Here is a 26103-nt window from a genome sequence, read left to right as displayed (position 1 = left end):
CTCCAGGGGCGGGTGCACCGCCCAAAGATTTGAACTGTTCAAGAAAACGTGCTGCAATGAGGCCATGGTCAGGACGACGGAGCGGCAGCGTGCGGCACGGTCCGCCTCCGCCCCCGAGCAGCTCCTCCGTGATGTCGGCCTGCGCGTGACCGTGCCGCGTCTCACGGTGCTCGACGTCGTGGCCGAGCACCCGCACGCGGACGTCTCCACCGTGCTGGAGCGCACCCGGCAGCGCACCGCGGGAGTGTCCGTCCAGGGCGTCTACGACGTCCTGACCGCGCTCACCGCGGCCGGTCTCCTGCGACGCCTGCAGCCCGGTCAGTCCGCGGCCCGCTACGAGCTCGACCGCGGAGACAACCACCACCACGTGGTGTGCCGGGAGTGCCGGACGATCCGCGACGTCCCCTGCACGACCGGCAGCCCGCCCTGCCTCGACGCCTCCCGGCCCGAGGCGGCCGGCTTCGCGGTCGACGAGGCCGAGGTGATCTTCTGGGGCCGGTGCGCCGCCTGCCGGGCGGCCGACGGCCCGGGGACGACCCGCGAGCAGGACCCCCACGAGCAGACCCCGAGGAAGACCGAGAAGAAGGAGAAGGAATGACCGACACCCAACCTGGCTACGTCAACGCCGAGCACGGCGCGGACGGTGCCGCCCCCGCCGGCTCGACCCTGAGCAACGGCGCCCCCAACGACTCCGACCGCAACAGCCTGTCCGTGGGTGCCAACGGCCCGCTGCTGCTGCACGACGTCGCCCTCGTGGAGAACCTCGCCAGCTTCCACCGGGAGAAGGTCCCGGAGCGGCTGCCCCACGCCAAGGGCTCGGGCGCGTTCGGCGTCTTCGAGGTCTCCGAGGACGTCTCCGCCTGGACCAAGGCCGCCGCCTTCGCGCCGGGGGCCTCCAGCGAGGTGCTCGTGCGCTTCTCCACCGTCGCCGGGGAGCAGGGCTCCCCCGACACCTGGCGGGACGTCCGCGGCTTCTCGGTGCGCCTCTACAGCGAGGAGGGCAACCTGGATATCGTCGGCAACAACACGCCGATCTTCTTCGTCCGCGACGCGATGAAGTTCCCCAACTTCATCCGTTCCCAGCGCCGACTGCCCGACAGCGGCCTGCGCTCGCCGAACATGCAGTGGGACTTCTGGACCCACAACCCCGAGACCGCCCACCAGGTCTCCTACCTCATGGGCGACCGCGGTCTGCCCAAGACCTGGCGACACATGAACGGCTACGGCTCGCACACCTACATGTGGGTCAACGCCGAGGGCGAGCGCTTCTTCGTCAAGTACCACTGGCACAGCGACCAGGGCGTGGAGAACCTCACCAACGAGGAGGCCACCGAGCTGGCAGGCAGCGACGCGGACTTCCACCGCCGCGACCTCTTCGAGGCGATCCAGCGGGGCGAGCACCCCAGCTGGACCCTCAAGGTCCAGGTCATGCCCTACGAGGAGGCCAAGACCTACCGCTACAACCCGTTCGACCTGACCAAGGTCTGGCCGCACGCGGACTACCCGCTGCACACGGTGGGCAGGATGACGCTGAACCGCAACCCGCAGAACTGGTTCGCCCAGATCGAGCAGGCCGCGTTCAGCCCGTCCAACCAGGTCCCCGGCACCGGCGTCTCGCCGGACAAGATGCTGCTGGCGCGCGTGTTCTCCTACCCGGACGCCCAGCGGCACCGCATCGGCGCCAACTTCACCCACCTGCCGGTCAACCAGCCCAAGGTCCGCGTCAACGCCTACCAGTTCGACGGTCCGATGGCCTACCTGCACTCCGGCAGCCAGCCGACCTACGTGACGAACTCCTACGGTCGCCCCTGGTCCGACGAGGTCGGGCCGGTGGAGAACGGCTGGGAGGCCGACGGCGAGCTGGTGCGCCAGGCCTACGACCTGCGCGCCGACGACGACGACTTCGGCCAGCCGGGCACCCTGGTGCGCGAGGTCTACGACGACACTGTCCGCGAACGCCTGGTGCAGACGGTGGCCGGGATGATGCCGGACGTGGAGCCGCAGATCCGCGAGAGGGTCTACGAGTACTGGCGCAACATCGACCAGGAGGTCGGCGAGCGGATCGAGGCGGCCGCCAAGGCCCAGATCGAGGTGACCGTCCCGGGGGTCACGCACGAGGACACCGGGTCCGCCAGCTCCCTGCGTGAGCAGGAGGACGACAGGGTGGCCGGCGACCGCTGACCCGGGTATGCGGTGGCGCGCCTCGCGCACCTCACCCGGCGGCCCCGCACCGGACCCCGGTGCGGGGCCGCTGCCGTCCGGACGGGACGGGCGGTGCGCCCGAGGTCGGCGAGGTGCTTGCGCGCCGCGCGCGGGCCTCGGCGCTCAGCCGGCCGGACGCAGGCGGAAGGCGAGGGCGTCGATGCGCGCCCGAGCCTCGCCGTCGGCGGCGATCCGCTCCCCCACCCGCGTGACCAGGGACTGCACCTGGTCCTGGTTGAGGCCGGGCCGCAGCGCCAGGCAGACCTGAAGGGCCTGGGGGTCGGTGGCACCGGGCTCCAGCTCGTGGGCGTCGACCGCCGGTTCAGGCGCGACGGCGGCCGCGACGGCGGCGGCGACGTGCGCGTCCTCGTGCGCGGCCACCCACGGCCGGGCCGTGGCCAGCGCCCACACCATCGACGGTCGCAGCGTGTAGGCCGGCGGTCCGGGCGGGGCGGACAGGTCGAGGGGGATCACCTCGCACCCCTCCTGGACGGCCGCGAGGGCCGCGCGCTGGGCGGTGACGGGCACGGGTCTGGCCCGGTCGTTCCATTCGGCCAGCGCCGCGGTGCTGGTGAACGCCGGCAGCGCACGCTGCCCGTCCGGGGCCACGAGGGTGACCGAGGCCATGTCGCTGGACGCGTCGGCGGGGATGCCGCTGGAGTCGTCGATCTCCCCGGGCACCGCGACGATGCCCACGACCAGCCGGGCGCGCGAGACGGCTGCGACGAGCTCGGCCGGGTCGGGGTCGGGGCTGTCCCCGTCGGCGATCTCCCCCAGAAGCCGGGCGAGCGTGGCGTCGGCCTGCCCGGTGTCGCCGTCGAAACCGGTCCCGGTGAGCGTGCGCCTGCGCCAGGGGACGCCGGCCGTGTCGTGCCCGTCCGCCGGGTCGTGGCCGCTGAAGCGGTGCGTCATCCGAGCACCTCCAGCGCCTCGGTCAGGGTGAAGGCACGATGGTAGAGCGCCGAGCCCAGCACGATGCCGGAGACCCCCACGGTGCGCAGCGCGACGAGGTCCGCCAGCGTGGCGACGCCGCCGGAGGCGACGACGGGCGCCCCCAGCGCCTCGACGAGGCCGCGGAACAGCCGCAGGTCGGCCCCGGTGCGCCGGCCGTCGCGCCTGGCGTCGGCGACCACGTAGGCGCCGGGCCGCTCGTCGAGGAAGGCTGCTCGGGCGGTGGCCACGACCTCCTGCACCGGACCGAGGTCCTCGCCCGAGCCGCGGGCCACGACCCGGTCCCCGAGCACGTCGATGCCGACCGCGACGCGGTCCCCGTGCTCGCGGAGCAGCCCGGCCACCCATCCCGGGTCGCGCAGCGCGGTGACGGCGAGGTTGATCCGGCGGGCACCGGTGGCGAGGGCCTGGTCGACCACCTCGGGGCGGTCGAGCCCGCCGGAGAGCTGCACCGGCACGGGCAGCGCGGCGACGAGGTGGGTCAGCAGCGGCAGGTCCGAGCCGCGGCGGTAGGCCCGGTCGAGGTCGACCAGGTGGATCCAGCGGGCGCCCTGCGCCACCCAGCCCAGCGCCACCCTCAGCGGGTCGTCGTCGCCGTCGACGACCTGCACCGCCCGCCCGCCGGCGACGTCCACCGCCGCCAGCAGGGTCGGTATGACGGCACGCCCGTCGAGGGTCCCGTGCCCCGGGGCCGTTGGTCGCGCGCCACCGCCGTAAGGAGCGCTCACTGCAGCACGCCGAGCTCGCGGCGCAGCCGGACCCCGTCGGCGACCGCGTCCTCGAACCAGCCCACCTCGCGCGGACGCGGCTCGTGCCGGGTCACGCCCTCGAGCGACCCTGCGGCCGCCGGGTCTTCCAGGAGACGGGCCAGCGGAAGGCCGAGGGTGGCGAGCACGGCCTGCAGCATCACGAGAGGGCGGGCACGGGTCTCGTGGAGCAGGTCGACGAGCTCGTCGCGCACCTCCGGCGCGGCCCCGGCGACCCTCACGATCTCGGCCGGGCCGGCGAGCTGGAGGCCCGGCGGGCGCAGCAGGCCGGCGTCCGGCTCCCAGACGACCCAGCCGGGGCCACGTCGGCGGCCGTAGGCGTGCACGGTGAGGACGGCCCGACCCTCGATCTGGAAGAAGCCCAGGGCGGGCCCGGCCCGCCCCGGCACCGGCCGGGCGGCCAGCACGGTCGCCGCGTCGTCGTAGGGTGCCGCGACCCGGGAGTCCCCCGCCACGGTCGCCCCGGTCCACTCGCCGGTGGGCACCAGGAACAGCGGGACCACGCTGCGCGCGGCCCAGTCCGCGACCTCGGTGGGGGCGCCGGCCAGGAGAAGCAGGCCCCTGGAGACGCTCCGCGCAGGCACGGTGCGCGGGCTCGCGGGGTCGGCGGGGCTGGTCACCCGGACATCCTACGAGGGCCGCGCCGGGCCGTCGCCGGGGCGCGGCCGAGGGAAGCGTCGCGGCGACGGCGGTGGGCCGGTGGCGGCCCGCCGGAACCCCGCCGCGCGGCCCGGCAGCCGTTGCCGGCCCCGGACCGCCGGCTCCGTCGCCCTCGTCGGAAGGGCACCGGCCTCGCCGTAGAAGAGCCGCTCGACGACCGCCCGCGCGTGCCGCCCGGCGCGCCGCCACTCCTCGGCCAGGTCGGTCCCGCGTCCCGGGGGTCGGCCCATCACCCGGGAGACACCCTCGGCGTCCCGCAGGCTGCTGGGCACCGAGTCGACCGCGCGGCCTCGCCACACCACGCCCGCGCCGCGGATCCGGGAGGCCAGACGCCACGCGTGCTCGAGCTGGGTCGCATCCTCCGCCCGCACCAGGCCCGCGTCGACGAGGCCGGCGAGCGCCTGCAGCGTGCTGGTGGTCTGGAGCGCGGGCAGCGCGTGCGCGTGCTGCAGCTGGAGGAGCTGGACCACCCACTCGACGTCGGAGAGCCCCCCGCGGCCGAGCTTGAGGTGGGTGCGCGGATCGGCGCCGCGCGGCAGGCGCTCGGCCTCCACCCTGGCCTTGAGCCTGCGGATCTCGTGCACGGCGTGGTCGCTGATCCCGTCCTCGGGCCAGCGCAGCGGCTCGACGAGCTCGGTGAACGCGGCGGCCAGGGCCTCGTCCCCGGCGACGGGCCGGGCCCTCAGCAGCGCCTGGGACTCCCAGCCGGCCGACCAGCGCGCGTAGTAGGCCCGGTAGGCCTCGAGGCTGCGCACGAGCGGACCGCTGCGGCCCTCGGGACGCAGGTCGGCGTCGAGCTCCAGGACCGGGTCGGGGCCCTCGCTGCCGGCGAGGCCCCGGCGCAGCTCGCCCAGGACGTCGGCCGCCTGCTCGCCGGCCAGCTCCGGCGTCGCCCCCGGGAGCGGGTCGTAGACGTACATGACGTCCGCGTCGCTGGCGTAGCCCATCTCGCGTCCACCGAGCCGGCCCATGCCGACGACGACCACGACTGCCGCCGGCTCCTCCTCGCGCCGGGCCAGCACCCGGGCCCGGGCCACGCGCAGGGCGGCCTCGAGATAGGCCTCGGTGAGGTCGGTCAGCGCGGCGCGCACCTGGTCATCGGTCCAGCCCCCGACAAGGTGGCCCAGCACGACCCTGACCAGCTCGCGGGCCCGGACCCCGCGCACCGCGAGGAAGGCCTCCTCGGCCCGCTCCTGCCGCTCGGCGGCGGCCGACATCCGGGTGACGAGGGCGGCCCGGTCCGGGGGTCCCTGGCCGGTCTGGTCGCCCAGCACCGACACCGTCCCCGGCGAGCGCAGGAGGAGGTCCACGGCATACCGGCTCGAGGCGAGGACACCGGCGAGCCGCTGGGCGGCGCTGCCCTCGTCGCGGAGCATGCCGAGGTACCAGTGCGTGGTGCCCAGGGCGTCGCTGATCTGGCGGAAGGCGAGCAGGCCGGCGTCCGGGTCCGCGCCGTCGGCGAACCAGGAGAGCATGACCGGCAGCAGGTGGCGCTGGATCGTGGCCCGGCGGCTGAGGCCGTCGGTGAGGGAGCCGATGTGCCGCATGGCGCCGGCCGGGTCGCGGAAGCCCAGCGCGGCCAGACGGGCACGCGCCGCCTCCGGCGACAACCGCGCCTCCTCCGTCGACAGCCGCGCGACGGCACTGAGCAGCGGGCGGTAGAAGAGCCGCTCGTGCAGGCGCCGCACGTCCCGCTGGACCGCGCGCCAGCGCTGCACCACCGCGGTCTGCGCGTCGCCGCGCTCCCCCATGGCCCGCCCGAGCTGGCGCAGCTCGGCAGGAGCGGTGGGCATCAGGTGGGTGCGGCGCATGCGGTGCAGCTGGACCCGGTGCTCCAGGCAGCGCAGCAGCCGGTAGGCCTCGTCCAGCACCCTGGCGTCGTCGCGGCCGACGTAGCCGCCGTCGCGCAGCGCGGCCAGTGCCTCCAGGGTGGTGCCCGAGCGCAGCTCGTCGTCGGCCCGGCCGTGCACGAGCTGGAGCAGCTGCACGCTGAACTCGATGTCGCGCAGCCCGCCGGGTCCCAGCTTGAGCTGGCGGTCGGCCTCCTCGGCGCGGACGTTGTCCTCGACCCGGCGGCGCATCGCCTGGACGTCGTCGACGAAGTGCTCTCGCCCGGACGCGTCCCACACCATGGGGCGCACGACGTCCAGCCACTCCTGGGTCAGGTGCTCCTCCCCCGCCACGTGCCGCGCCTTGAGCAGCGCCTGGAACTCCCAGGTCTTGGCCCAGCGGCGGTAGTACTCCTTGTGCGACTCCAGGCTGCGCACCAGCGGGCCACGCCTGCCCTCGGGCCGCAGCGCGGCGTCCACCTGCCACAGCGCCCCTTCGGCGGTGCTCTGCCCGCAGATCCGGATGACCGCGCTGGCCAGCGCGGCCCCGACGCCCAGCGCGGCCTCCTCCTCGTGGTCGTCGCGCGGCGCCGCGAGGAAGATCACGTCGACGTCGCTGACGTAGTTGAGCTCCCGGCCGCCGGTCTTGCCCATGGCGACCACGGCCAGGTCGCACGTCTCCTCCCCTTCAGTGTCGGCCCGCGCCAGGAGCAGCGCACCCCGCAGCGCGGCCGCGGCCAGGTCTGCCAGGGCCGCTCCCACCTGCGGCATGAGCGCGACCGGGTCCTCGCTGGTCAGATCGGCCGTGGCCACGCGCAGCAGCTCGCGCCGGTAGGCGACGCGCAGCGCCTCCGCGCCCTCGCGGCCGCTGTGCCCGCGGACCGCCTCGACCACCTGCTCCGGCTCGGGCGGGCGCCCCTCGGCCACCACGCCGACGTGCTCCGGGTGGCGCAGCAGGTGGTCACCGAGGGCGACCGATCCGCCGAGCAGGGCGAGCAGCCGGCGGCGGGGGTCGCCACCGCCGCGCAGCACCGGGAGCACGTGCGCGGCCGCGGGCCGTCCGTCGCGCCCGGTCGCGGACGGGTCGAGCAGGCGCACGAGCATGAGCAGCGCACCGTCCGGGTCGGCGACCAGGCCCAGGTCGGCGAGCAGCGAGACCGTGTCCAGGTCGCCCGCGCGGGCCTCCACCTCCTGCAGGTGCCCCGCCGCCCGGCCGGTGTCGGTCAGCCCGGCCCGGACCAGCCGTCCGGTCCCGCCGCCGGCGCGGCCGCCCCCACCCGTGCTGCGCCCGGGGTGCGCGCCCCGGGGGTCCTGGCTCACGCCATACCCCCTAGAGGCGGAGCAGGTAGCGGTCGAGCTCGAAGCGGGTGACCTGCGAGCGGTAGTCGCCCCACTCCTGCCACTTGTTGCGCAGGTAGAAGTCGAACACCTGCTCCCCGAGCACCTCGGCGACCAGGTCCGAGCCCTCCATCACCGCGACCGCCTCCCCGAGGCTCTGCGGGAGGGGGTCGATGCCCAGCGCCCGGCGCTCGGCGTCGGTGAGCGCCCACACGTCGTCCTCGGCCTCGACCGGCAGGTCGTAGCCCTCGCGGATCCCGCGCAGCCCCGAGGCCAGCACGACCGCGTAGGTGAGGTAGGGGTTGCAGGCGGCGTCGATCGAGCGGACCTCGACACGCCGGGAGTGGCCCTTGCCGATGGAGTACATCGGCACCCGGGCCAGCGCGGACCGGTTGTTGTGCCCCCAGCAGACGTAGGCCGGCGCCTCGCCCCCGCCCCACAGCCGCTTGTAGGAGTTGACCCACTGGTTGGTGACCGCGCTGATCTCGCGGCTGTGCGCGAGCACGCCGGCCATGAAGCGGCGCCCGGTCTGGGACAGCTCGTAGGGGGCCCCCGGCTCGTAGAAGGCGTTGGTGTCGCCCTCGAAGAGCGAGAGGTGGGTGTGCATGCCGGAGCCGGGGTGCTGGGCCAGCGGCTTGGGCATGAAGGTGGCGAAGGCGCGCTCCTGCAGCGCGACCTCGCGCACGACCGTGCGGAAGGTCATGATGTTGTCCGCCATCGACAGCGCGTCGGCGTAGCGCAGGTCGATCTCCTGCTGCCCCGGCCCGCCCTCGTGGTGGCTGAACTCCACCGAGATGCCCATCTGCTCCAGCATCTCGATGGCCGCCCGCCGGAAGTCGTGGCCGTCGCCGCGGGCCACGTGGTCGAAGTAGCCGGCCTGGTCCACCGGGACCGGCCCCACGGTCGGGTCGTAGGGCTCCTTGAACAGGTAGAACTCGATCTCGGGGTGGGTGTAGAAGGTGAAGCCCTCCTGGGCCGCCGAGTCCAGCGCGCGCCGCAGGATGTGCCGGGAGTCGGTCTGCGCCGGCGTCCCGTCGGGCATGTGGATGTCGCAGAACATCCGCGCGGTGCGCTCGCGCCAGGGCAGCACCTGGAAGGTGTCCGCGTCGGGCTGGACGACCATGTCCGCCTCGTAGACGCGGGTGAAGCCCTCGATGACGCTGCCGTCGAAGCCGATGCCCTCGGTGAACGCCTGCTCCAGCTCGGCCGGGGCGACCGCCACCGACTTCAGGGTGCCCAGGAGGTCGGTGAACCACAGCCGGACGAAGCGCAGGTCCCTCTCCTCGATGGTGCGGAGGACGTACTCCTGCTGGCGGTTCATGTCGCCCATCCTGCCGCATCACCGGCATGGTCCTCCGGTGCGGGCGAGCGTGTCCCCGACCCTGCGTCCTCGAGGTCGGCCACCGCACCGGCGTAGTCGGCTCCCAGCCGGACCAGGTCGGCCCGGTAGACCGCGATCGGGCAGCCCCGCCCGTCCGGCCTGACCTCGATGCCCTCCTGGTCCCAGTGCGGCCGCGCCCGGGCGAGCAGGTCGGCGCGCAGGTCCCCCGCGTGGCTGGTGACCCGCCACCAGGTGACCTCGGCGCCCCAGTGGCGCATCACCGCGCCGACCTGCCGCGGACCGGTGCCCACCAGCGCGGCGAGGTCGCCGTAGGAGACCACCCGGCCCGGCGGCACCTGCTCCACGGCGCGCAGGACGCGCTCCACGAGGACCTCGTCCATGGCGTGTCCGCCGGCGGCGTCAGTCGTTGAGCGGGTTGCTGTCCCAGTCCGAGGCCTGCGGGTCTCCGGTGCGCCACTCGTCGTCGGCGCGCTCCTCCTCGTCCCAGGCCTCCGTGCGTGCGGCCGCGATCTCCAGCGCGCGCGAGGCCTCCTCCTGGGTGTCGTAGGGACCGAGCAGGTCGTTGCTGCGGGCCCGCTCGGGGTCGTCGCCCGCCTCGACCTGGCGGGTGCGGGTGTTGAACCAGTACTGCGCGGCCATGCCTGCCTGCCTCTCGTGCTGGGTCCTGCTGGGTCCTGGCCGCGCAGCCGCACGACCTAGAATCCACCCTATGTCGACCACCGCACCTCTCGCCCGGGGGACCGTGAGCCCGCGCCGTCCCGTGCCCGCCTCGATCTCCCGGCCGGAGTACGTCGACCGCCCCGCGCCCGCGCCCTTCACCGGGTCGGAGATCAAGGACGCCGAGACGGTCGAGCGCATCAGGGTGGCCTCCCGGGTGGCGGCCCAGGCGCTGCAGGTCTGCGGACAGCTGGTGCGTCCGGGCGTGACCACCGACGAGATCGACCGGGTCGGGCACGAGTTCCTCCTCGACCACGGCGCCTACCCCTCGACGCTGGGCTACCGCGGCTACCCCAAGTCGCTGTGCACCTCGGTCAACGAGGTGGTCTGCCACGGCATCCCCGACGACCGGGAGCTGCAGGACGGCGACATCTGCAACATCGACGTCACCGCCTACCTCGGTGGCGTGCACGGCGACAACAACGCCACCTTCCTGTGCGGCGACGTCGCCGAGGAGACCAGGCTGCTGGTGGAGCGGACGCACGAGGCGCTCCTGCGAGGGATCCGCGCGGCACGTCCGGGCCGGGAGATCAACGTCATCGGGCGGGTCATCGAGAGCTACGCGCGGCGCTTCGGCTACGGCGTGGTGCGCGACTTCACCGGTCACGGCGTCGGTGAGGCCTTCCACTCCGGGCTGGTCGTCCCCCACTACGACGCCGCCCCCGCCTACGACACGCTCATCGAGCCCGGCATGACCTTCACCATCGAGCCGATGCTCAACCTGGGCACCCACGAATGGGTCGAGTGGGACGACGGGTGGACCGTCCTGACCGCCGACGGACGCCCGTCGGCGCAGTTCGAGCACACGATCCTCATCACCGACTCCGGCGCCGAGATCCTCACCCTGCCCTGACGCGCGAGGGCGCTGGCACCGCATACCCTGTCACCCATGGCAGCGAAGCACATCCTCGGCATCGACATCGGCGGCAGCGGCATCAAGGGTGCCCCGGTCGACCTCGACAAGGGCGAGCTCGCCGAGAAGCGCAAGCGGATCGACACCCCGAAGGGCGCGGCCCCGGGTGACGTCGTCGAGGTCGTCGCCCAGATCGTGGAGCACTTCTCCGGGAGCGTCGCGCCCGGCTCGCCGGTCGGCATCACCATCCCGGCCGTCGTGCGCGCCGGGGTCGTGGAGTCCGCGGCCAACATCGACAAGGGATGGATCGGCACCGACGCCGACGCGATGTTCACCGAGGCGCTGGACCGGCCGGTGCACGTGGTCAACGACGCGGACGCCGCCGGCGTCGCCGAGATGCACTACGGCGCGGGCCTGGACGAGAAGGGCGTCGTGCTCCTCACCACGCTGGGCACCGGCATCGGCTCGGCCCTCTTCGTCGACGGGATCCTCGTGCCCAACACCGAGCTGGGGCACCTGGAGATCGACGGTCACGACGCGGAGACGCGCGCGGCCAGCAGCGTCAAGACCGAGGAGGACCTCTCCTGGAAGGAGTGGGCCGAGCGCCTGCAGGTCTACTACTCCACGATCGAGAAGCTCTTCTCCCCCGACCTGCTGATCGTGGGCGGCGGCGTGTCCAAGGACGCCGAGAAGTTCCTCCCCCGCCTCGACCTGCGCGCCCGCATCGTGCCGGCGCAGCTGAGGAACAGCGCCGGCATCGTGGGCGCCGCCTGGTACGCGCTGGACGAGGAAGGCTGAGCCGGCCTCACCAGGAGGTGTGCCGCGGCCTGCCCTCCTCGTAGCCCGCCGCCCCCTGGATCCCGACCACCGCGCGGGTGTGGAACTCGCCGATCGACCGGGCGCCGGCGTAGGTGAAGGCGCTGCGCACGCCCGAGACGATCTGGTCGAGCAGGTCCTCGACGCCGGGCCGGTGCGGGTCGAGGAACATGCGGCCCGAGGAGATGCCCTCCTCGAAGAGCGAGGAGCGGGCCCGCTCGAAGGCGGACAGGTCCCTGGTCCGGTTCTTCACCGCGCGGGCCGAGGCCATCCCGAAGGACTCCTTGTAGGAGCGGCCGTCGGCGTCGCGCATGAGGTCGCCGGGCGACTCGAGGGTCCCGGCGAACCACGACCCCACCATGACCGAGGCTGCGCCGGCGGCGAGCGCCAGGGCGACGTCGCGCGGATACTTCACGCCGCCGTCCGCCCACACCTGCGCACCGCTCTCGCGCGCCGCCTCCGCGCACTCGAGCACGGCGGAGAACTGCGGCCGGCCGACGCCGGTCATCATCCGGGTGGTGCACATCGCCCCCGGCCCGACGCCGACCTTGACGACGTCGGCCCCGGCGGCGACGAGGTCCTCCACGCCGGCGCGGGAGACGACGTTGCCCGCGACGACGGGGACCCGACGGCCGGTCGCGGCCTCGTGGGCGTCGCGGGCGGTGACCACCTGCGGCAGCGCGTGGAGCATCTTGTCCTGGTGGCCGTGGGCCGTGTCCACGACGAGCACGTCGACGCCGTAGGAGAGCAGCTCGGCCGCCTTGCCCGGCACGTCGCCGTTGATCCCGACCGCCGCACCGACGCACAGCCGCCCCTCGGCGTCCAGGGCCGGGGCGTAGATCGCCGAGCGCAGCAGCCCGGTCCGGGTGACGATGCCGCGCAGCAGCCCGCCGGCCACGACAGGGGCCAGCCCGGCGTGGGCCTCCTCCATCAGGTCGAACGCCTCGCGCAGGTCGACGCCCTCCTCGAGCACGACGCGGGGCTCCTCCATCACGTGGCCGGCGGAGGCGAAGCGGTCCACGCCCTGTGTGTCGGCCTCGGTGACCACGCCGATCGGGCGGCCCGCCTCGACCACGACCGCCGCCCGGTGCGCCCGCTTGTGCATGACCGAGAGCAGCTGGGCCACGGGGGCGGAGCGCTCGACGACGATCGGCGTCTCGTAGACGGGGTGGCTCGACCTCACCCGCTCGACCGTCTTGCGGACCTCCGGCAGCGGGATGTCCTGGGGCAGGACGGCGATCCCGCCGCGGCGCGCCACCGTCTCCGCCATCCGCCGGCCGGCGACCGCTGTCATGTTGGCCACCACGACCGGGATCGTGGTGCCGACCCCGTCGGGGGTGCGCAGGTCGACGTCCAGGCGAGAGGTCACGCTCGAGCGCGAGGGCACCATGAAGACGTCGTCGTAGGTCAGGTCGTGCCCGGGCCGCATGCCGTTGAGGAACTCCACGGGCGCCCAGCGTACGTGGGTGTCCGCGGCCGCACCCAGCCGCCGCCCGTCCGGACCCTCTGGCGGGCGGTGCGCAGGCGGCATACGGTCGGGGTATGCAGCTCACCCACCTCGGCCACGCGTGCCTCCTCGTCGAGGTCGCCGACCAGCGCGTCCTCATCGACCCCGGCAACCTCGCCGACGTCGCCGACGTCCGCGACCTCACGGCGGTCGTCATCACCCACCAGCATGCCGACCACTGCGACCCGGCCCAGGTCCCGGCCCTGCTGCGCGCCAACCCGGCCGCCCGGGTCCTCGTCGAGCCGCAGACCGCCGAGGCGCTCGCCAGGGAGGGGCTCGGCGCCCGCACCGAGCGGATGGAGCAGGGCCAGCAGCTCGGGCTCGGCGGGCTGACGGTGCGCCCGGTCGGCGCCGTGCACGCGCAGATCCACCCCTACGTGGACCGCGTGGGCAACGTCGGCGTGGTGCTGGTCGCCGAGGGCGAGCCGACGCTCTTCCACCCCGGCGACGCGCTGGACGCCGCGCCGGGTGAGGTCGACCTGCTCTGCGTGCCGGTCAACGCGCCGTGGGGCAAGGTGGCCGAGACCGTCGAGTTCGTCCGGCGCGTCGCCCCGGCACGCGGCGTGGTGCCGATCCACGACGGGCTGCTCGCCGAGGTCGGCAGGAAGATCTACCTCACCCACATCGGCGGCTTCGGGGCGGAGGGTGGGATCGAGGTCCTGGACCTGCGCGATGCGGGGGCGACCGACCTGTGAGGGACCCGTCCCCCGCGGGTCCGGCGGGACTCGGCGACCGGCTGCTGGAGGTCGCCGGCAGGGCGGGCTCGCGCTTCCTGCACGACCGTCGCCTGGCGCGGTCGCCGCTGTGGTTCTACCGGCACGGCCTGGGGTGGCTGCTCGGTCAGCGGCTGCTGATGCTGGAGCACCTGGGCCGCTCCTCGGGGCAGGTGCGCGAGGTGTGCCTGGAGGTCGTCGACCGACCGACGCCCGCGTCCTACCGGGTGGTCTCCGGGCTCGGACCCCGGTCCCAGTGGTTCCGCAACCTCCAGGCCGACCCCCGCTGCCGGGTGAGCACCGGCAGGCTGCGGCACGCGGCCGCCACCGCACGCCGGCTGCCTCAGGAGCAGGTGGCGGCCGTCCTGGCCGACTACGCGGCCCGCCATCCCCGCGGGTGGCAGGTCCTGGAGCGCACGATGCGCCAGCACCTGCCGGCCGGGCGGACCTACGGCGAGTTCCTGCCCGTGGTGGACCTGGTCCTGGAGCAGCCCACGGACGGCGCGGGCGCGCACCGCCGGTAGGATGGCTGCGTGGATGAGTCGGCCAGGCGGCCGCGTCGGACCTCCGGGTCCGCCGAGGAACGTCCGGGCTCCTCAGGGCACGGTGGTGGCTAACAGCCACCCGGGGCGACCCGCGGGACAGTGCCACAGAGAGCAGACCGCCCGCCGTCCTGACGGCGGGTAAGGGTGAAAGGGTGGTGTAAGAGACCACCAGCACGCCAGGTGACTGGCGTGGCTAGGCAAACCCCACCGGGAGCAAGACCAGACAGTGCGCGCTCGAGGGCTGCCCGCCCGAGCGCACGGGTAGGTCGCTGGAGACGGTCGGCAACGGCCGTCCTAGATGGATGGTCGCCACCTCCGCAGTGCCGGTGACGGCGCGGAGGCACAGAACCCGGCGTACCGGCCGGCTCATCCACATACCTACCTCGGGCGTCACCGTCCGCGCGGACGTCGTCGTGCCGGCGGGCACCGTCATCACCACCGACCTGGACCCGGCGGCCTGCCGTCAGCCGAGCAGGGCCGCCAGGGTCCGGGCGACGCCGTCGTCGTCGTTGCTCGGCACGAGGTCCGTGGCCGCCGCCACGACGTCCGGGTGGGCGTTGGCCACGGCGAAGGACCGCCCGGCCCAGGTGAGCATCGGCAGGTCGTTGGGCATGTCGCCGAACGCCCAGACCTCGCCTGCGTCCACCGCGGGCTCCTGCTCGTCGCACCACTGCCCCAGGGCGACCGCCTTCGTCACGCCGGGCGGCCCGATCTCGGTCATCCGTACCGCACCGGAGTGGGACACCTCGGCGCGGTCGCCGACGATCCCCGCCACGCGATCGGTCAGCACCTCGGTGCTCAGCTCCGCGTGCCGCACCAGCAGCTTGCCCACGGGTCGTCCGGCCAGCTCCTGCCAGGGACCCAGGACCCATTCCCCCGGGTGGTCGTCGAGCTCCCACCCGGTCTCCGCGGCCGGTCCCTCGACGCCCTCGGTCGCGAGCAGGATCCCGGGTATGCCGTCGCGCAGGTCGGCCAGCAGGGCCGCCAGCACCTCGGGCCCCAGGAGCCGGTGCCCGACCACCCTGCGCGCCGCGACGTCGTAGGTGAAGGCGCCGTTACCGCAGAGGGCGACGGCGTGCACGCCCAGCTCCTCCAGCTCGTGCATCCACCGCGGCGGTCGCGCGGTGACGAGCACGACCGTGATCCCGGCGGCCTCCACCTCGCCCAGCACCTCCCGGGTGTAGCCGGACACGTGGCCGTCGGTGCGCAGCAGGGTGCCGTCCAGGTCGGTGGCCACGACGCGGGGCAGGTCCATGCTCGCTCAGGGCCTCTCGTCGACGATCCGCAGCTCGAAGCGGCTCTCGACCACGTCGGCCGAGACGACCTCCACGAGCACCTCGGTGCCGATCCTGGCCGTGCCCCTGGCGGCCCCGGACACCGGCGGGTCGGTCAGCTGGACGAGCACGCCGTCGCGCAGCCCGTCGACCACCACGCCCGGCAGCTGCTGCCCGACCCGGTCCACCAGGACCGCGGCCTCCACCGCGCTGACGCAGGCTCGCTCCACGGCGCGCACCCGGTCGTCGGCCTCGTCCATGAGGTCGGGCAGCAGCGGCAGCGCCTCGCGCGCCCAGGTCGGCACCTCCGTGCCGGAGGTCAGCGCCGCGCAGACGGCGAGGCCGAAGCGGTCCACGAGCCGCCGCAGCGGTGCCGTGACGTGCGCGTAGGGGGCCGCGATGGCCGCCTGGGACCGTGCACCCTCGGGCGGCAGCTCCCCGTCGAAGGCCGTGTAGCCGGCGCCCCGGAACAGTCGCGTGGCCGCGTCCACGACGGCCAGGTGGCTCGGCGCGGTCGTGTCCAGGCTGCGCAGGAACTCGCCGTAGGCCACGCCCCGGGGCCACTCCGCGCCCAGCGCCCTCGCCTCGCGCCGGAAGCGCGCCACCGCCCCATCGTCGGGTGCGGGCATCGTGCGCAGCACACCGATGCCTCCGTCGAGCATGATCCGGGCGGCCACCATGCCGGTGAGCAGCGAGATCTGGGCGTTCCAGTCCTCCGCCGGCAGCAGCGGGCGCAGCCGGAGCCGGTAGCGTCCTTCCTCGTCGACCTCGACCTCCTGCTCGGGCATCGGCAGGCTGGCGCCGCCCCGCTCGACCTCGCGTCGCACACGCAGCTCGCCCACCTCCTTGAGCAGCAGGAGCGTCTCCTCCGCCCCGCCAGCGTCGACCTGTTCCTGGACCTCCTCGTAGGTGTAGCGGCGCCGCGAGCGCACCATGGCCCGGTAGAGCTCGGCGGTGTCGCGCACGCCCTCGGCGGTCAGCCGCATGTCCCAGACGTAGGCGGGGCGCACCTCGTCGGGCAGCAGGCTGGCCGCGCCCTCGCTCAGCTGCGTCGGGTGCAGCGGCACCCGCTCGTCGGGGCAGTAGACGGTCATGCCCCGCAGCCGCACCTCGGCGTCGAGGGCGCCGCCGGGCGTGACGAAGGCCGGCACGTCGGCGATGGCGTAGCGCACCCGGTAGCCCGCACCGGCCCGCTCGATGTGCATCGCCTGGTCCAGGTCCATCGAGCCGGGCGGGTCGATGGTGACCAGCTCCAGGGCGGTCTCGTCGCGCTCGGGCAGGTGCGGGTCGGCGATCGCCCGCGCGACCTCCTCCAGGGCGGCCGGGGGGAACGTCTCGCGCACCTCCTGCTCCTGCCTCGCCCGCTCGAACGCCTCCTCCAGGAGGCGGCCCCGCTCGGTCTGCGAGGTGGCCCTCGTCAGCTTCCTCGATCGCTGCACCATGGTGGTCACCCTACGTGCCGGGACGTCGCCTACCCTTCCTGACGTGCTGGTTCTGCTGCCCCCGTCCGAGTCCAAGGCGACGCGCGCCAGGGGCGCCGCCCTGCGTCCCGGGACCCTGTCCTGGCCCTCGCTGGCACCGCAGCGTGCCCGCGTGGCGGAGGCGCTGGCGGCGGTCAGCGCCCGCCCGGACGCCGCGCAGGTCCTCGGGGTCAGCCCGAACCTCACCGAGGAGGTCGCCCGCAACACGCGCCTGCTGACGGCGCCGACGCTGCCGGCGCGCGACCTCTACACGGGCGTGCTCTACGACGCGCTCGACCTCGCCTGGCTCGACGCTGCCGCGTCCCGGCGCGCCAGCCGACGGCTGGTGGTCGTCTCGGCGCTCTACGGCGCGGTGCGCATGACGGACCGGCTGGCCCCCTACCGGCTCTCGATGGCGGTCAACCTGCCTGGCGTCGGGCCGCTGTCCACCGCCTGGCGACCCCACCTGGAGGAGGTGCTCCCCTCCGCGGTGGGGCGCGGCCTGGTGGTCGACTGCCGGTCCAGCACGTATGCCGCCGCCTGGGTGCCGCAGGGCGCTCTCGCGCACCGGTGGGTCACCGTGCAGGTGCCCGGCGCGACGCACATGGCCAAGCACACGCGCGGCCTGGTGGCCCGGGCGCTGTGCCGGGTGGCCGACGACCCGCGCAGACCGGAGGCGCTGGTCGACCTGCTCGCGAGCCAGGGCTTCGACGCGGAGCTCCACCCGCCGGCGCGCGCCGGCCGGCCGTGGGTGCTGGACGTGCAGCCCGCCTGAGGTGTCCGGCCGGACGCCCCGTGCCGGGGCCGCGCCCGCCCCGACCCCGCCGTTCAGCGGGTGCGCCGGCCCGGGCCGCCGTCGAGGATCACCGTCGCCCCGGCGACCTCGTCGAACGCCGGGTCGTAGAGGTGGTGCGTGTCGTTGACGAACGCGACCTGTGCGCCGCCGTCCGGCCAGACCTCGATCGCCGTCAGCGAGGCCGGCGCGGTGGCGATCGACCAGGCACGGCCGTGGTCCACCCCCAGCATCCGTCCGAGGACCGACATGAGGACCACCCGGTGGGTGGCGACGACGACGGTGCCTCCACGGGCGATCGCGCGCGCCAGCGCCCGACCCACGCGAGCGTCGAGCTCGTGCCGGTTCTCACCGCCGGGGGGTGCGAAGTCGGCGTCGTTGCGCAGCCGCAGCAGGTCCTCCCCGTGCTCACGCACGAGGTCCGGCATGGCCACGCCGTCCCACTCGCCGAACCCCTGCTCGTCCCAGTCCCGGTCCTCCTCGCGGGTCACGCCGAGGTGGTCGGCGATCGCCTGGCCGGTCTGCCGGGCCCGCTGCAGCGAGGACGAGACCACGCTCAGCGGCCCCTGCTCGGAGCGCTCGACGAGCCGTCGTACGGCCACCGCGGCGGCCCGCGCCTGTGCCATCCCGGTGGCGTTGAGGGAGGGGTCGGCCCCGCCGCGCCCGTCGAGCAGGTGCTGCTGGGTGAAGTCCGTCACGCCGTGCCGCACCAGGACGAGCCTCGTCTCCCCCTCCAGGGTGGGCACCGTCTCGTCGGAGACGTAGACGTCGCTGAGCGGGACCCGCCCCACGCCGAAGGTCGGCCGGGCCGGATCGAGGCCCTCGGGCATCTCCGAGGCATGAGGGCCGCCCCCGTCCGCCGGGGCCCCGCCGTCCCCCTGCCCGTCGGCCTCGTCGACCTCGAGCAGCGCCCACGGGTCCTGCTCCGGCTCGGCGGTGTCCGCAGGGTCCTCCGGCTCCGTCGCGCCCGCCGGGGCGAGGTGGTCGCGCGAGACCGACCGGCCGTCCATCGCGACGTTGGACAGCGCGTCGGCGGCCTTGTTGCGCTCTCGAGGGACCCAGACCAGCTCGACGCTCCCGCCTCGCCGCTGCACCTCGTCGACGAGCCGGCGCGCGTCCAGCGCGAGCCGCCGCATGTCCTCGTGCTTGACCTTCCAGCGCCCGGACATCTGCTCGACGACGAGCTTGGAGTCCATCCGCACCTCGACCGCGGCGTCGTCGGCCAGGCCGAGGTCCAGGACCGCCTGCAGCCCGGCGAGGAGACCGCTGTACTCCGCCACGTTGTTGGACGCCTTGCCCAGCGGCTCGGCCCGCTCGGCGAGCAGCTCCCCGGTCCGGGCGTCCCGGACGAGGGCTCCGTAGCCGGCCACGCCGGGGTTGCCGCGCGAGCCCCCGTCGGCCTCGACGACCAGGGCCCGGCGCAGGCTCACAGGCCGGACTCCGCGGTCCGAACGAGGATCCGGCCGCACTCCTCGCAGCGCAGCACCTCGTCCTCGTCCGCCGAACGGATCCGGGACAGGTCCACCGCGTTGAGCTCGAGCCGGCACCCGTCGCAACGGCGCTGCACCAGGGCCGCCGCACCCGACCCGCTGTGCGCGCGCACCCGCTCGTAGAGCGCGAGCAGCTCCTCCGAGAGGTCGGCCACGACGGCGTCCCGGCCGCCGGCCACCTCCTCGCGCTCGGCCGTCGTGGTGGCGGTCTTCTCGTCGCGGGCGGCGCGCAGCTCCTCGAGCCGCGTCGCGTGGCCGGAGAGCCGGAGCCGGGCCTCGTCCGCCTCGCCCTGCGCCTCCTCGACCCGCTCCATCACCTCCAGCTCCTCGTCCTCGAGCACCGTCTGCCTGCGGGCGAGGGACTGCAGCTCGTGCTGCATACCCTGCAGGTCCTTGGCCGACCCCGCACCCGAGTCGAGCCGTTTCTGGTTGCGCTCGGTGCGGTCGCGCACCTGCTGGACCGCGGCCTCGGCGCGGGCGACCTCCCGCTCCAGGTCCGACAGGACGGTCTGGGCACGCACCACCTCGGCCTCCAGGTCGGCCGCCTCCCCCTCCATCCTGGCGATGTCGACCAGCTCGGGCAGCGTGCGGATCCGGTGGTCCAGCTGGTCCAGGCGGGTGTCGATGGCAAGCAGCTCGAGGAGCCGCGCCTGCATCTGGGGTGCTGCCTTCATCGGCTACCTCCTGCGTCGTGGGGTGGTTGCGCGCCGACCACGAAGTCCCAGGGGTCGGTGCGCACGGTAGAGATCTCGAGGCTCACGCTATCCGGCAGGTGCGCGGCGAGGGTCGCGCGCAGCTGCGGGAGCCACAGCCACTCGCTCGCCCAGTGCCCGGCGTCGATCAGGTAGGGCCTCGCGCCCCGGGCCTCCTCCCGCGCCTCGAGCGCGGGATGGTGGCGCAGGTCCGCGGTGACGTAGACGTCGGCGCCGCTGCTGCGGACGGCGTCGAAGGCGGAGTCGCCGGCGCCGCCGAGCACGGCCACGCGCCGGACGGTCGCGTCGGCCGGCCCGCTGACACGCACGCCGACCGGGGCCGGCGGCAGTGCGGCCTGCAGGCGCGTGGCCAGCTCGGCGAGCGTGACCGGCTCCGGGAGCTCGCCCACCCGCCCCAGCTCCTGGTCCTCGGTGACTTGCAGCGCCTCGGTCTCCCCCAGCCCGCAGGCCGCCGCGAGGGCGTGGCCGACCCCGGGGTCGGCCACGTCGGCGTTGGTGTGCGCGCAGAAGAGCGCGATGTCGTTGACGAGGAGGTCGGTCACCGCCGCGCCCTTGGCGGTCGTCGTGGCGACGGAGTGGATGCCCCGCAGGAGGAGGGGGTGGTGGGTGATGATCAGGTCGGCTCCCGCCGCTGCCGCCTCGGCGATCACCTCCAGGGTCGGGTCGACGGCGAGCAGGATCGTCCTGACGGGCTGGGCGGGGTCGCCCGCGACGAGGCCGACCCGGTCCCACGACTGGGCGCTCTCCGGCGGGTAGAGCTCCTCGAGCACCGCCACCACCTCCCCCAGCGACGGATCGGGCCCCGCCGCTGCCGAGATCGCCCCCGTGCGTCCTGCTGTGTCGTTGTCCACGTGGGCCCGGCCGGGCTCGAACCGACGACCTACGCGGTGTAAACGCGGCGCTCTACCAACTGAGCTACAGGCCCTGGGCCGACCATTGTGCCAGCCCCGCGACCCTGCTCAGGACGCCGGCGGGCGCGGCGGTGCTACAGCGCCCGCACGGCCTCGTGCAGCAGGCCGACAGGACGTTCGTCGTCGGGCCCGTGGACGAGCGTCCAGCGCACCGTCAGGTCCGTGTCGACCAGGAAGGTGCCGCGCCCGGGCCGCCCCTCCCGCTCGTCGAAGACCCCGTAGGCCCTCGACGTCTCGCCGTGCGGCCAGAAGTCGGACAGCAGCGGGAAGCGGTAGCCCTCCCGGGCCGCCCACGCGCGCAGCGAGCGCACGGGGTCGCAGGAGATGCCGTGCACCTGGACCCGGTCGTTGGCGAACCGGTCGATGTCGAGCTGCACCTCCAGCAGCTCGCCGGTGCAGATCGGGGAGAAGGCGAAGGGGAAGAAGACGAGCAGCGCGGCACGCTCGTGGACGGCGTCCGCGAGCGTCACCACCTCGCCGTGCTGGTCCGGCAGCGCGAGGTACGGCGCCCGGTCCCCGACGCGCGGCGGGCCGGGCAGGGGCGTCGGTCGCGGGTCCTGCGCGTCGGGTCCGTTCACCTGCGGCCGACCAGCCGCTGGCCCAGCCACCCGCCCAGGGCCACCCCGCCGGAGGCGGTCAGCGAGCAGGTGGCGCACGCCTCCTGGACGTCATGCGCCTCGACCCGGTCGTCGCGGCCGGCGCCGGGTGTCAGGAGCGCGACGAAGCCTCCGTCGTCGAGCGTGGTGACGGTGTCCACGAGCTCATCGGCGAGGTCGCCGTCGCCGTCCCGCCACCAGAGCAGGACGACGTCGACGATGCCGTCGTAGTCCTCGTCCTCCAGCGGGCTTCCCACCACGGCCTCGACGGCGCGGCGCAGCTCCTCGTCCACGTCGTCGTCGAAGCCGTACTCGACCACGATCTGCCCGGGCGCGAAGCCCAGTCGCTGCACCGGCACGGCCGGCGGGCCGTCGTCCACGTCCACATCCTTTGTCATGTCGCTCTCCATGGTGGCCACCAGCCAACTAGAGGGGCGCCCTGTTGTAAAGACCGGCCCCTCCGACGGGTGAGCCTTCATGACAGACTGAGGCGAGTCACCGTACGTTCGGAAAGGACATGCTGATGCCGCTTGAGCGCCCCGTCGGTCCCATCCTCAACGGTCTGCCCAGCCAGGTGCCGGACACCGACCCGGAGGAGACCCAGGAATGGCTGGAGTCGCTTGACGCGGCCATCGAGGCAGGCGGTCGCCGGCGGGCCCGCTACCTGATGCTGCGGATGCTGGAGCGTGCGCGGGACTCCCAGGTCGGGCTGCCCTCGCTGACCACGACCGACTACATCAACACGATCCCGCCCGAGCGTGAGCCGTGGTTCCCCGGTGACGAGGACATGGAGCGGCGCTACCGTGCGTGGATCCGGTGGAACGCTGCGGTGATGGTCCACCGGGCCCAGCACCCGGACATCTCCGTCGGTGGCCACATCTCCACCTACGCCTCGATCTCCACCCAGTGGGAGGTCGGCTTCAACCACTTCTGGCGCGGGCGCGACCACGAGGGCGGCGGCGACCAGATCTTCTTCCAGGGACACGCCTCCCCCGGCATCTACGCCCGGGCCTTCATGGAGGGCCGCCTGTCCGAGGCCGACCTCGACAGCTTCCGCCAGGAGAAGAGCAAGAAGCACGGCGACGCCGAGCCGCTCCCCTCCTACCCGCACCCGCGGAGCATGCCGCACTTCTGGCAGTTCCCGACGGTGTCGATGGGCCTGGGCCCGATGAACGCGATCTACCAGGCGGCGTTCAACAGGTACCTGCACAACCGCGGGATCAAGGACACCAGCCAGCAGCACGTGTGGGCCTTCCTCGGCGACGGCGAGATGGACGAGCCGGAGTCGCGCGGCCTGCTGCACGTGGCCGCCAACGACGAGCTCGACAACCTCACCTTCGTCGTCAACTGCAACCTGCAGCGGCTCGACGGTCCGGTCCGCGGCAACGGCAAGATCGTCCAGGAGCTGGAGAGCAACTTCCGCGGTGCGGGGTGGAACGTCATCAAGGTCCTGTGGGGCCGCGGCTGGGACGAGCTCATCGCCCGGGACACCTCCGGCGCCCTGGTCAACCTCTTCAACTCCACCCCGGACGGCGACTACCAGACCTACCGGGCCAACGACGGCGCGTTCATCCGCGACCACTTCTTCGGGCGCGACCCGCGCACCAAGGAGATGGTCAAGGACTGGAGCGACCACGACATCTGGTGGAAGCTCAAGCGCGGCGGGCACGACTACCACAAGGTCTACGCCGCCTACAAGGCTGCGATGGAGCACACCGGCCAGCCGACCGTCATCCTCGCGCACACGATCAAGGGCTACAGCCTGGGCACCCACTTCGCGGGGCGCAACGCGACCCACCAGATGAAGAAGATGACCCTCGACGACCTCAAGGGCTTCCGCGACAGCCTGCGCATCCCGATCACCGACGCCCAGCTGGAGGCCGACCCCTACCGTCCGCCCTACTACCACCCCGGGCAGGACGACGAGGCGATCCGCTACATGCAGGAGCGACGCTCCCGCCTCGGTGGCTACCTGCCCAAGCGGGAGCCGGAGAAGGCGGTCAAGCTGAAGCTGCCCGACGAGAAGGTCTACGACGTCGCCAAGAAGGGCTCGGGCAAGCAGCAGGTCGCCACGACCATGGCCCTGGTCCGCATCTTCAAGGAGTGGATGCGCGACAAGGAGTTCGGCAAGCACCTGGTGCCGATCATCCCGGACGAGGCCCGCACCTTCGGCATGGACAGCTTCTTCCCCTCGGCCAAGATCTACAACGTCCACGGCCAGAACTACACCTCCGTGGACGCCGACCTGATGCTGGCCTACAAGGAGTCCGAGTCCGGCCAGCTCTGGCACGTGGGGATCAACGAGAGCGGCTCGGTGGCGGCGTTCACCGCGGCGGGCAGCTCCTACGACACCCACTCGATCCCGATGGTGCCGTTCTACATCTTCTACTCGATGTTCGGCTTCCAGCGCAGCGGTGACGGCATCTGGGCCGCCGCCGACCAGCTCTCCCACGGCTTCATGATCGGCGCGACCGCCGGCCGGACCACGCTGACCGGCGAGGGCCTGCAGCACGCCGACGGCCACTCCCCGCTGCTGGCCTCGACCAACCCGGCCTGCGTCGCCTACGACCCCGCCTACGCCTACGAGCTGGCGCACATCCTGCCCGACGGCCTGCGGCGGATGTATGGCGACGACCCGGAGGACGTCTTCTACTACATCAACGTCTACAACGAGCCGATGAGCCAGCCGGCCGAGCCGGAGGACGTCGACGTCGAGGGCATCCTGCGCGGCATGCACCGCATCAAGCGCACCGAGCCGGTCGAGCAGGGACGGCACGTGCAGCTGCTCGGCTCGGGCGTCGGCGTGCCGTGGGCCCTGGAGGCCGAGGAGCTGCTGCGCGAGGACTGGGGAGTCAGCGCCGACGTGTGGTCGGTCACCTCCTGGCTGGAGCTGCGGCGCGAGGCGATGGACTGCGACGAGCAGGCCTTCCTGCACCCGGAGCAGGAGCGGCGCGTGCCCTACGTGACCAGGCGCCTGTCCGAGGGCACCGGCCCGATCGTGGCCACCAGCGACTACATGCGTGCGGTGCAGGACCAGATCGCCCCCTGGGTGCCGGAGGACTACTACGCCCTGGGCGCGGACGGCTTCGGCTTCGCCGACACCCGCGCGGCGGCGCGGCGGTTCTTCCACATCGACGGCCCGTCGATGGCGGTCAAGGCCCTGCAGATGCTGGCGGACCGCGGCGAGATCGACCCCGACATCCCCCGGCAGGCCTTCGAGAAGTACCGCCTGCTCGACGTCAACGCCGGCACCTCCGGCACCATGGGTGGGGACGCCTGACCGGCGGCCCGCACGGCATACCCCACGGCGGCTCCGGACCAGCACTAGGCTGGACCGGTGCCGCCCCCGCCCTTCGAGACCGCTTCCGTGGGTCCTGGGCCGGACGGTCCCGGCCCGGAAGCGCTGCCGCGCCGCGCCGGTGGGCTGGCCACCCGGGCGGCGCAGCGGATGTCGGTCGAGCATGCGTGGTTCCGCACGCTGAGCCCCGACGACCGCTCCTGGGTCGGGCTGGTGGCCCAGGCCGGCATCAGCGCGCTCCTGCGCTGGTACGCGGCCGGTGCGCCGGAGGACGACGTGTCCGGCGAGCTGTTCGCGTCGGCGCCGCGCAGCCTGGCACAGACGATCACGCTGCGCCAGGCGCTCGACCTGACGCGCACCGCCATCGCGACCGTCGAGGACGCGGTCCCGGAGCTGGTCGACGACGACGAGCAGGCGAGGCTGCGCGAGGCGGTGCTGCGCTACTCGCGCGACGTCGCCTTCGCCGCGGCCGCCGTCTACGCCCGGGCCGCCGAGCAGCGCGGCGGGTGGGACGCGCGGCTGGAGTCCCTCGTGGTCCACGCGGTGGTGCGCGGCGAGGCCGACGACACCCTCGCCTCGCGCGCGGCCGAGCTGGGCTGGGAGGAGGTGACCGGCGTGTGCGTGGTCGTCGGGGCACTGCCCCGCGGTGAATCCGGTCCCGCGCTCACGGCGCTGCGCGACGGTGCCCGCCGGCTGGGGCGGGAGGCCCTGATCGCGGCGCTGGGCTCGCGGCTGGTGTGCGTGCTCGGCGGCGCCGAGGACGGGCTCGAGGACGCGGGCCGGCTGACCGCCTACTTCGGGCCCGGGCCGGTCGTCGTGGGTCCGCGGGTCCCCCACCTGTTCGCAGCGGGTCGCAGCGCCCGGGCCGCGCTGTCCGGCAGCGACGCCTGCCGGGCGTGGGTGCGGGCACCCCGACCGGTGGCCGCCGACGAGCTGCTGCCGGAGCGGGCCCTGCTCGGCGAGGTGCCGGCGCGCCGGATGCTGGTGGACCGCGTCTACCGCCCGCTGCGCGACCATCCGTCCTCGCTGCTGGAGACGGTCCAGGCCTACCTGGACCAGGGCACCACCCTGGAGGCCACCGCGCGCGAGCTCTTCCTGCACGCCAACACCGTGCGCTACCGGCTGCGCAAGGTCGCCGACGTCGTCGGGCTGGACGCGCACACCCCCCGCGACGCGTGGGTGCTCCAGGTGGCACTGGCGCTGGGCCGGATGACCGACCAGCCCCTCCGCCGTCGCAGCGGCTGATCCTTTTGTAGGGTTCCTACAAACAACGACCGAGCTTCTCGTCGGGATCGCTGTCGTTCGCGCGCGGCCCTCCCCGGCAGAGT

24 protein-coding genes, 1 tRNA gene and 1 other RNA gene are annotated in these 26103 nt (G+C 73.9%); 10 read left to right on the top strand and 16 right to left on the bottom strand.

Annotated elements, in window-relative coordinates; translation table 11 throughout:
• Positions 1–64: 64 nt before the first annotated feature.
• Entirely contained in the window at positions 65–598 is a 534-nt protein-coding gene (locus DV701_RS01715) for a Fur family transcriptional regulator (RefSeq protein ID WP_114926812.1), read from the top strand.
• A complete protein-coding gene (locus tag DV701_RS01710) occupies positions 595–2181 on the top strand; it encodes a catalase (RefSeq protein WP_114926811.1) in 1587 nt (528 codons plus the stop codon). The genes DV701_RS01715 and DV701_RS01710 overlap by 4 nt, the downstream gene beginning before the upstream one ends.
• 144 nt (positions 2182–2325) lie before the next feature.
• On the opposite strand, the gene DV701_RS01705 is transcribed toward DV701_RS01710, so the two are convergent.
• Genes DV701_RS01705 through DV701_RS01675 form a run of 7 tightly spaced genes read right to left on the bottom strand, consistent with a single transcriptional unit; the run spans position 2326 to position 9728 of the window.
• On the bottom strand, positions 2326–3114 hold the full coding sequence (locus DV701_RS01705; RefSeq protein ID WP_114926810.1) for an SseB family protein: 789 nt from the start codon (positions 3112–3114) through the stop codon (positions 2326–2328).
• Positions 3111–3881, bottom strand: a complete 771-nt coding sequence (locus DV701_RS01700; RefSeq protein WP_228255160.1) for a HisA/HisF-related TIM barrel protein — start codon at positions 3879–3881, stop codon at positions 3111–3113. The genes DV701_RS01705 and DV701_RS01700 overlap by 4 nt, the downstream gene beginning before the upstream one ends.
• Positions 3878–4540: a hypothetical protein gene (locus DV701_RS01695; protein ID WP_114926809.1), complete on the bottom strand. Its 663-nt coding sequence runs from the start codon at positions 4538–4540 to the stop codon at positions 3878–3880. Before DV701_RS01695 ends, DV701_RS01700 begins: the two co-directional genes overlap by 4 nt.
• Before the next feature lie 9 nt (positions 4541–4549).
• Entirely contained in the window at positions 4550–7729 is a 3180-nt protein-coding gene (locus tag DV701_RS01690; RefSeq protein ID WP_114926808.1) for a bifunctional [glutamine synthetase] adenylyltransferase/[glutamine synthetase]-adenylyl-L-tyrosine phosphorylase, read from the bottom strand.
• Positions 7730–7739: 10 nt separating this feature from the next.
• Entirely contained in the window at positions 7740–9068 is a 1329-nt protein-coding gene (locus tag DV701_RS01685; protein WP_114926807.1) for a glutamine synthetase family protein, read from the bottom strand.
• Positions 9065–9469: an MGMT family protein gene (locus tag DV701_RS01680; protein WP_114926806.1), complete on the bottom strand. Its 405-nt coding sequence runs from the start codon at positions 9467–9469 to the stop codon at positions 9065–9067. The genes DV701_RS01685 and DV701_RS01680 overlap by 4 nt, the downstream gene beginning before the upstream one ends.
• Before the next feature lie 19 nt (positions 9470–9488).
• Positions 9489–9728, bottom strand: a complete 240-nt coding sequence (locus DV701_RS01675) for a methionine aminopeptidase (RefSeq protein WP_114926805.1) — start codon at positions 9726–9728, stop codon at positions 9489–9491.
• A 70-nt stretch (positions 9729–9798) separates the two neighbouring features.
• Here DV701_RS01675 and map point away from each other — a divergent pair, with 70 nt between their 5' ends.
• On the top strand, positions 9799–10659 hold the full coding sequence (map, locus tag DV701_RS01670; protein WP_114926804.1) for a type I methionyl aminopeptidase: 861 nt from the start codon (positions 9799–9801) through the stop codon (positions 10657–10659).
• A 36-nt stretch (positions 10660–10695) separates the two neighbouring features.
• The gene (gene ppgK / locus DV701_RS01665) at positions 10696–11457 is read left to right on the top strand and encodes a polyphosphate--glucose phosphotransferase (protein WP_114926803.1); all 762 of its coding nucleotides are present in this window, start codon (positions 10696–10698) and stop codon (positions 11455–11457) included.
• Between the two features lie 7 nt (positions 11458–11464).
• Here the strand turns inward: ppgK and DV701_RS01660 are convergent, their stop codons facing one another.
• Positions 11465–12922, bottom strand: coding sequence for a GuaB1 family IMP dehydrogenase-related protein (locus tag DV701_RS01660; protein WP_202863601.1), 1458 nt, complete (start codon positions 12920–12922; stop codon positions 11465–11467).
• Positions 12923–13017: 95 nt separating this feature from the next.
• Between DV701_RS01660 and DV701_RS01655 the strand changes: the two genes are divergently transcribed.
• The 3 genes from DV701_RS01655 (at position 13018) to rnpB (ending at position 14613) form a co-directional block, all read left to right on the top strand.
• On the top strand, positions 13018–13677 hold the full coding sequence (locus DV701_RS01655; protein ID WP_114926802.1) for an MBL fold metallo-hydrolase: 660 nt from the start codon (positions 13018–13020) through the stop codon (positions 13675–13677).
• Positions 13674–14219 (top strand): nitroreductase family deazaflavin-dependent oxidoreductase, encoded by a 546-nt coding sequence (locus tag DV701_RS01650; RefSeq protein ID WP_202863600.1) that lies wholly within the window; start codon positions 13674–13676, stop codon positions 14217–14219. Before DV701_RS01655 ends, DV701_RS01650 begins: the two co-directional genes overlap by 4 nt.
• Before the next feature lie 14 nt (positions 14220–14233).
• Positions 14234–14613: RNase P RNA component class A (rnpB, locus tag DV701_RS01645), an RNA gene on the top strand.
• A 90-nt stretch (positions 14614–14703) separates the two neighbouring features.
• Here rnpB and DV701_RS01640 read toward each other — a convergent pair.
• Positions 14704–15495, bottom strand: a complete 792-nt coding sequence (locus tag DV701_RS01640; protein ID WP_114926801.1) for an HAD family hydrolase — start codon at positions 15493–15495, stop codon at positions 14704–14706.
• 6 nt (positions 15496–15501) lie between these two features.
• Positions 15502–16956 (bottom strand): RNB domain-containing ribonuclease, encoded by a 1455-nt coding sequence (locus DV701_RS01635; RefSeq protein WP_114926800.1) that lies wholly within the window; start codon positions 16954–16956, stop codon positions 15502–15504.
• Between the two features lie 43 nt (positions 16957–16999).
• On the opposite strand from DV701_RS01635, the gene DV701_RS01630 reads away from it, so the two are divergent.
• On the top strand, positions 17000–17749 hold the full coding sequence (locus DV701_RS01630) for a YaaA family protein (RefSeq protein WP_114930565.1): 750 nt from the start codon (positions 17000–17002) through the stop codon (positions 17747–17749).
• Between the two features lie 53 nt (positions 17750–17802).
• On the opposite strand, the gene DV701_RS01625 is transcribed toward DV701_RS01630, so the two are convergent.
• The 6 genes from DV701_RS01625 to DV701_RS01600 all read right to left on the bottom strand — a co-directional run bounded on the left by DV701_RS01625 (position 17803) and on the right by DV701_RS01600 (position 21875).
• Positions 17803–19197, bottom strand: a complete 1395-nt coding sequence (locus tag DV701_RS01625) for a bifunctional RNase H/acid phosphatase (RefSeq protein WP_202863599.1) — start codon at positions 19195–19197, stop codon at positions 17803–17805.
• The gene (locus DV701_RS01620) at positions 19194–19931 is read right to left on the bottom strand and encodes a zinc ribbon domain-containing protein (RefSeq protein ID WP_114926799.1); all 738 of its coding nucleotides are present in this window, start codon (positions 19929–19931) and stop codon (positions 19194–19196) included. Before DV701_RS01620 ends, DV701_RS01625 begins: the two co-directional genes overlap by 4 nt.
• Positions 19928–20821, bottom strand: a complete 894-nt coding sequence (locus DV701_RS01615; RefSeq protein ID WP_114926798.1) for a Nif3-like dinuclear metal center hexameric protein — start codon at positions 20819–20821, stop codon at positions 19928–19930. Before DV701_RS01615 ends, DV701_RS01620 begins: the two co-directional genes overlap by 4 nt.
• A gap of 1 nt (position 20822) precedes the next feature.
• Positions 20823–20895: transfer RNA gene (locus DV701_RS01610), tRNA-Val, on the bottom strand.
• 60 nt (positions 20896–20955) lie between these two features.
• Positions 20956–21459, bottom strand: coding sequence for a redoxin domain-containing protein (locus DV701_RS01605; RefSeq protein WP_228255159.1), 504 nt, complete (start codon positions 21457–21459; stop codon positions 20956–20958).
• Positions 21456–21875, bottom strand: coding sequence for a DUF3052 domain-containing protein (locus DV701_RS01600; RefSeq protein WP_114926797.1), 420 nt, complete (start codon positions 21873–21875; stop codon positions 21456–21458). Before DV701_RS01600 ends, DV701_RS01605 begins: the two co-directional genes overlap by 4 nt.
• 125 nt (positions 21876–22000) lie before the next feature.
• On the opposite strand from DV701_RS01600, the gene aceE reads away from it, so the two are divergent.
• Together aceE and DV701_RS01590 are read left to right on the top strand one after the other, a co-directional pair.
• Positions 22001–24757 carry a pyruvate dehydrogenase (acetyl-transferring), homodimeric type gene (gene aceE, locus DV701_RS01595; protein WP_114930559.1) on the top strand — a complete coding sequence of 919 codons (2757 nt, stop codon included), beginning with the start codon at positions 22001–22003 and terminating at the stop codon, positions 24755–24757.
• Between the two features lie 57 nt (positions 24758–24814).
• Complete coding sequence (locus tag DV701_RS01590; RefSeq protein WP_228255158.1) at positions 24815–26020, top strand: PucR family transcriptional regulator; 1206 nt, start codon at positions 24815–24817, stop codon at positions 26018–26020.
• Positions 26021–26103: the final 83 nt, after the last annotated feature.

The sequence above is a fragment of the Ornithinimicrobium avium genome (assembly GCF_003351765.1).
GTDB classification, from domain to species: Bacteria; Actinomycetota; Actinomycetes; order Actinomycetales; family Dermatophilaceae; genus Ornithinicoccus; species Ornithinicoccus avius.
Note: the sequence above shows the minus strand (reverse complement) of the source record. Positions and strands in the feature narration are given on the sequence as shown.

Coding starts and splice junctions, on each gene's coding strand:
- DV701_RS01715 (WP_114926812.1), top strand. CDS start 65: ATGGTCAGGACGACGGAGCGGCAGCGTGCGGCACGGTCCGCCTCCGCC.
- DV701_RS01710 (WP_114926811.1), top strand. CDS start 595: ATGACCGACACCCAACCTGGCTACGTCAACGCCGAGCACGGCGCGGAC.
- DV701_RS01705 (WP_114926810.1), bottom strand. CDS start 3,114: ATGACGCACCGCTTCAGCGGCCACGACCCGGCGGACGGGCACGACACG.
- DV701_RS01685 (WP_114926807.1), bottom strand. CDS start 9,068: ATGAACCGCCAGCAGGAGTACGTCCTCCGCACCATCGAGGAGAGGGAC.
- DV701_RS01680 (WP_114926806.1), bottom strand. CDS start 9,469: ATGGACGAGGTCCTCGTGGAGCGCGTCCTGCGCGCCGTGGAGCAGGTG.
- DV701_RS01675 (WP_114926805.1), bottom strand. CDS start 9,728: ATGGCCGCGCAGTACTGGTTCAACACCCGCACCCGCCAGGTCGAGGCG.
- map (WP_114926804.1), top strand. CDS start 9,799: ATGTCGACCACCGCACCTCTCGCCCGGGGGACCGTGAGCCCGCGCCGT.
- ppgK (WP_114926803.1), top strand. CDS start 10,696: ATGGCAGCGAAGCACATCCTCGGCATCGACATCGGCGGCAGCGGCATC.
- DV701_RS01655 (WP_114926802.1), top strand. CDS start 13,018: ATGCAGCTCACCCACCTCGGCCACGCGTGCCTCCTCGTCGAGGTCGCC.
- DV701_RS01640 (WP_114926801.1), bottom strand. CDS start 15,495: ATGGACCTGCCCCGCGTCGTGGCCACCGACCTGGACGGCACCCTGCTG.
- DV701_RS01635 (WP_114926800.1), bottom strand. CDS start 16,956: ATGGTGCAGCGATCGAGGAAGCTGACGAGGGCCACCTCGCAGACCGAG.
- DV701_RS01620 (WP_114926799.1), bottom strand. CDS start 19,931: ATGAAGGCAGCACCCCAGATGCAGGCGCGGCTCCTCGAGCTGCTTGCC.
- DV701_RS01600 (WP_114926797.1), bottom strand. CDS start 21,875: ATGACAAAGGATGTGGACGTGGACGACGGCCCGCCGGCCGTGCCGGTG.
- aceE (WP_114930559.1), top strand. CDS start 22,001: ATGCCGCTTGAGCGCCCCGTCGGTCCCATCCTCAACGGTCTGCCCAGC.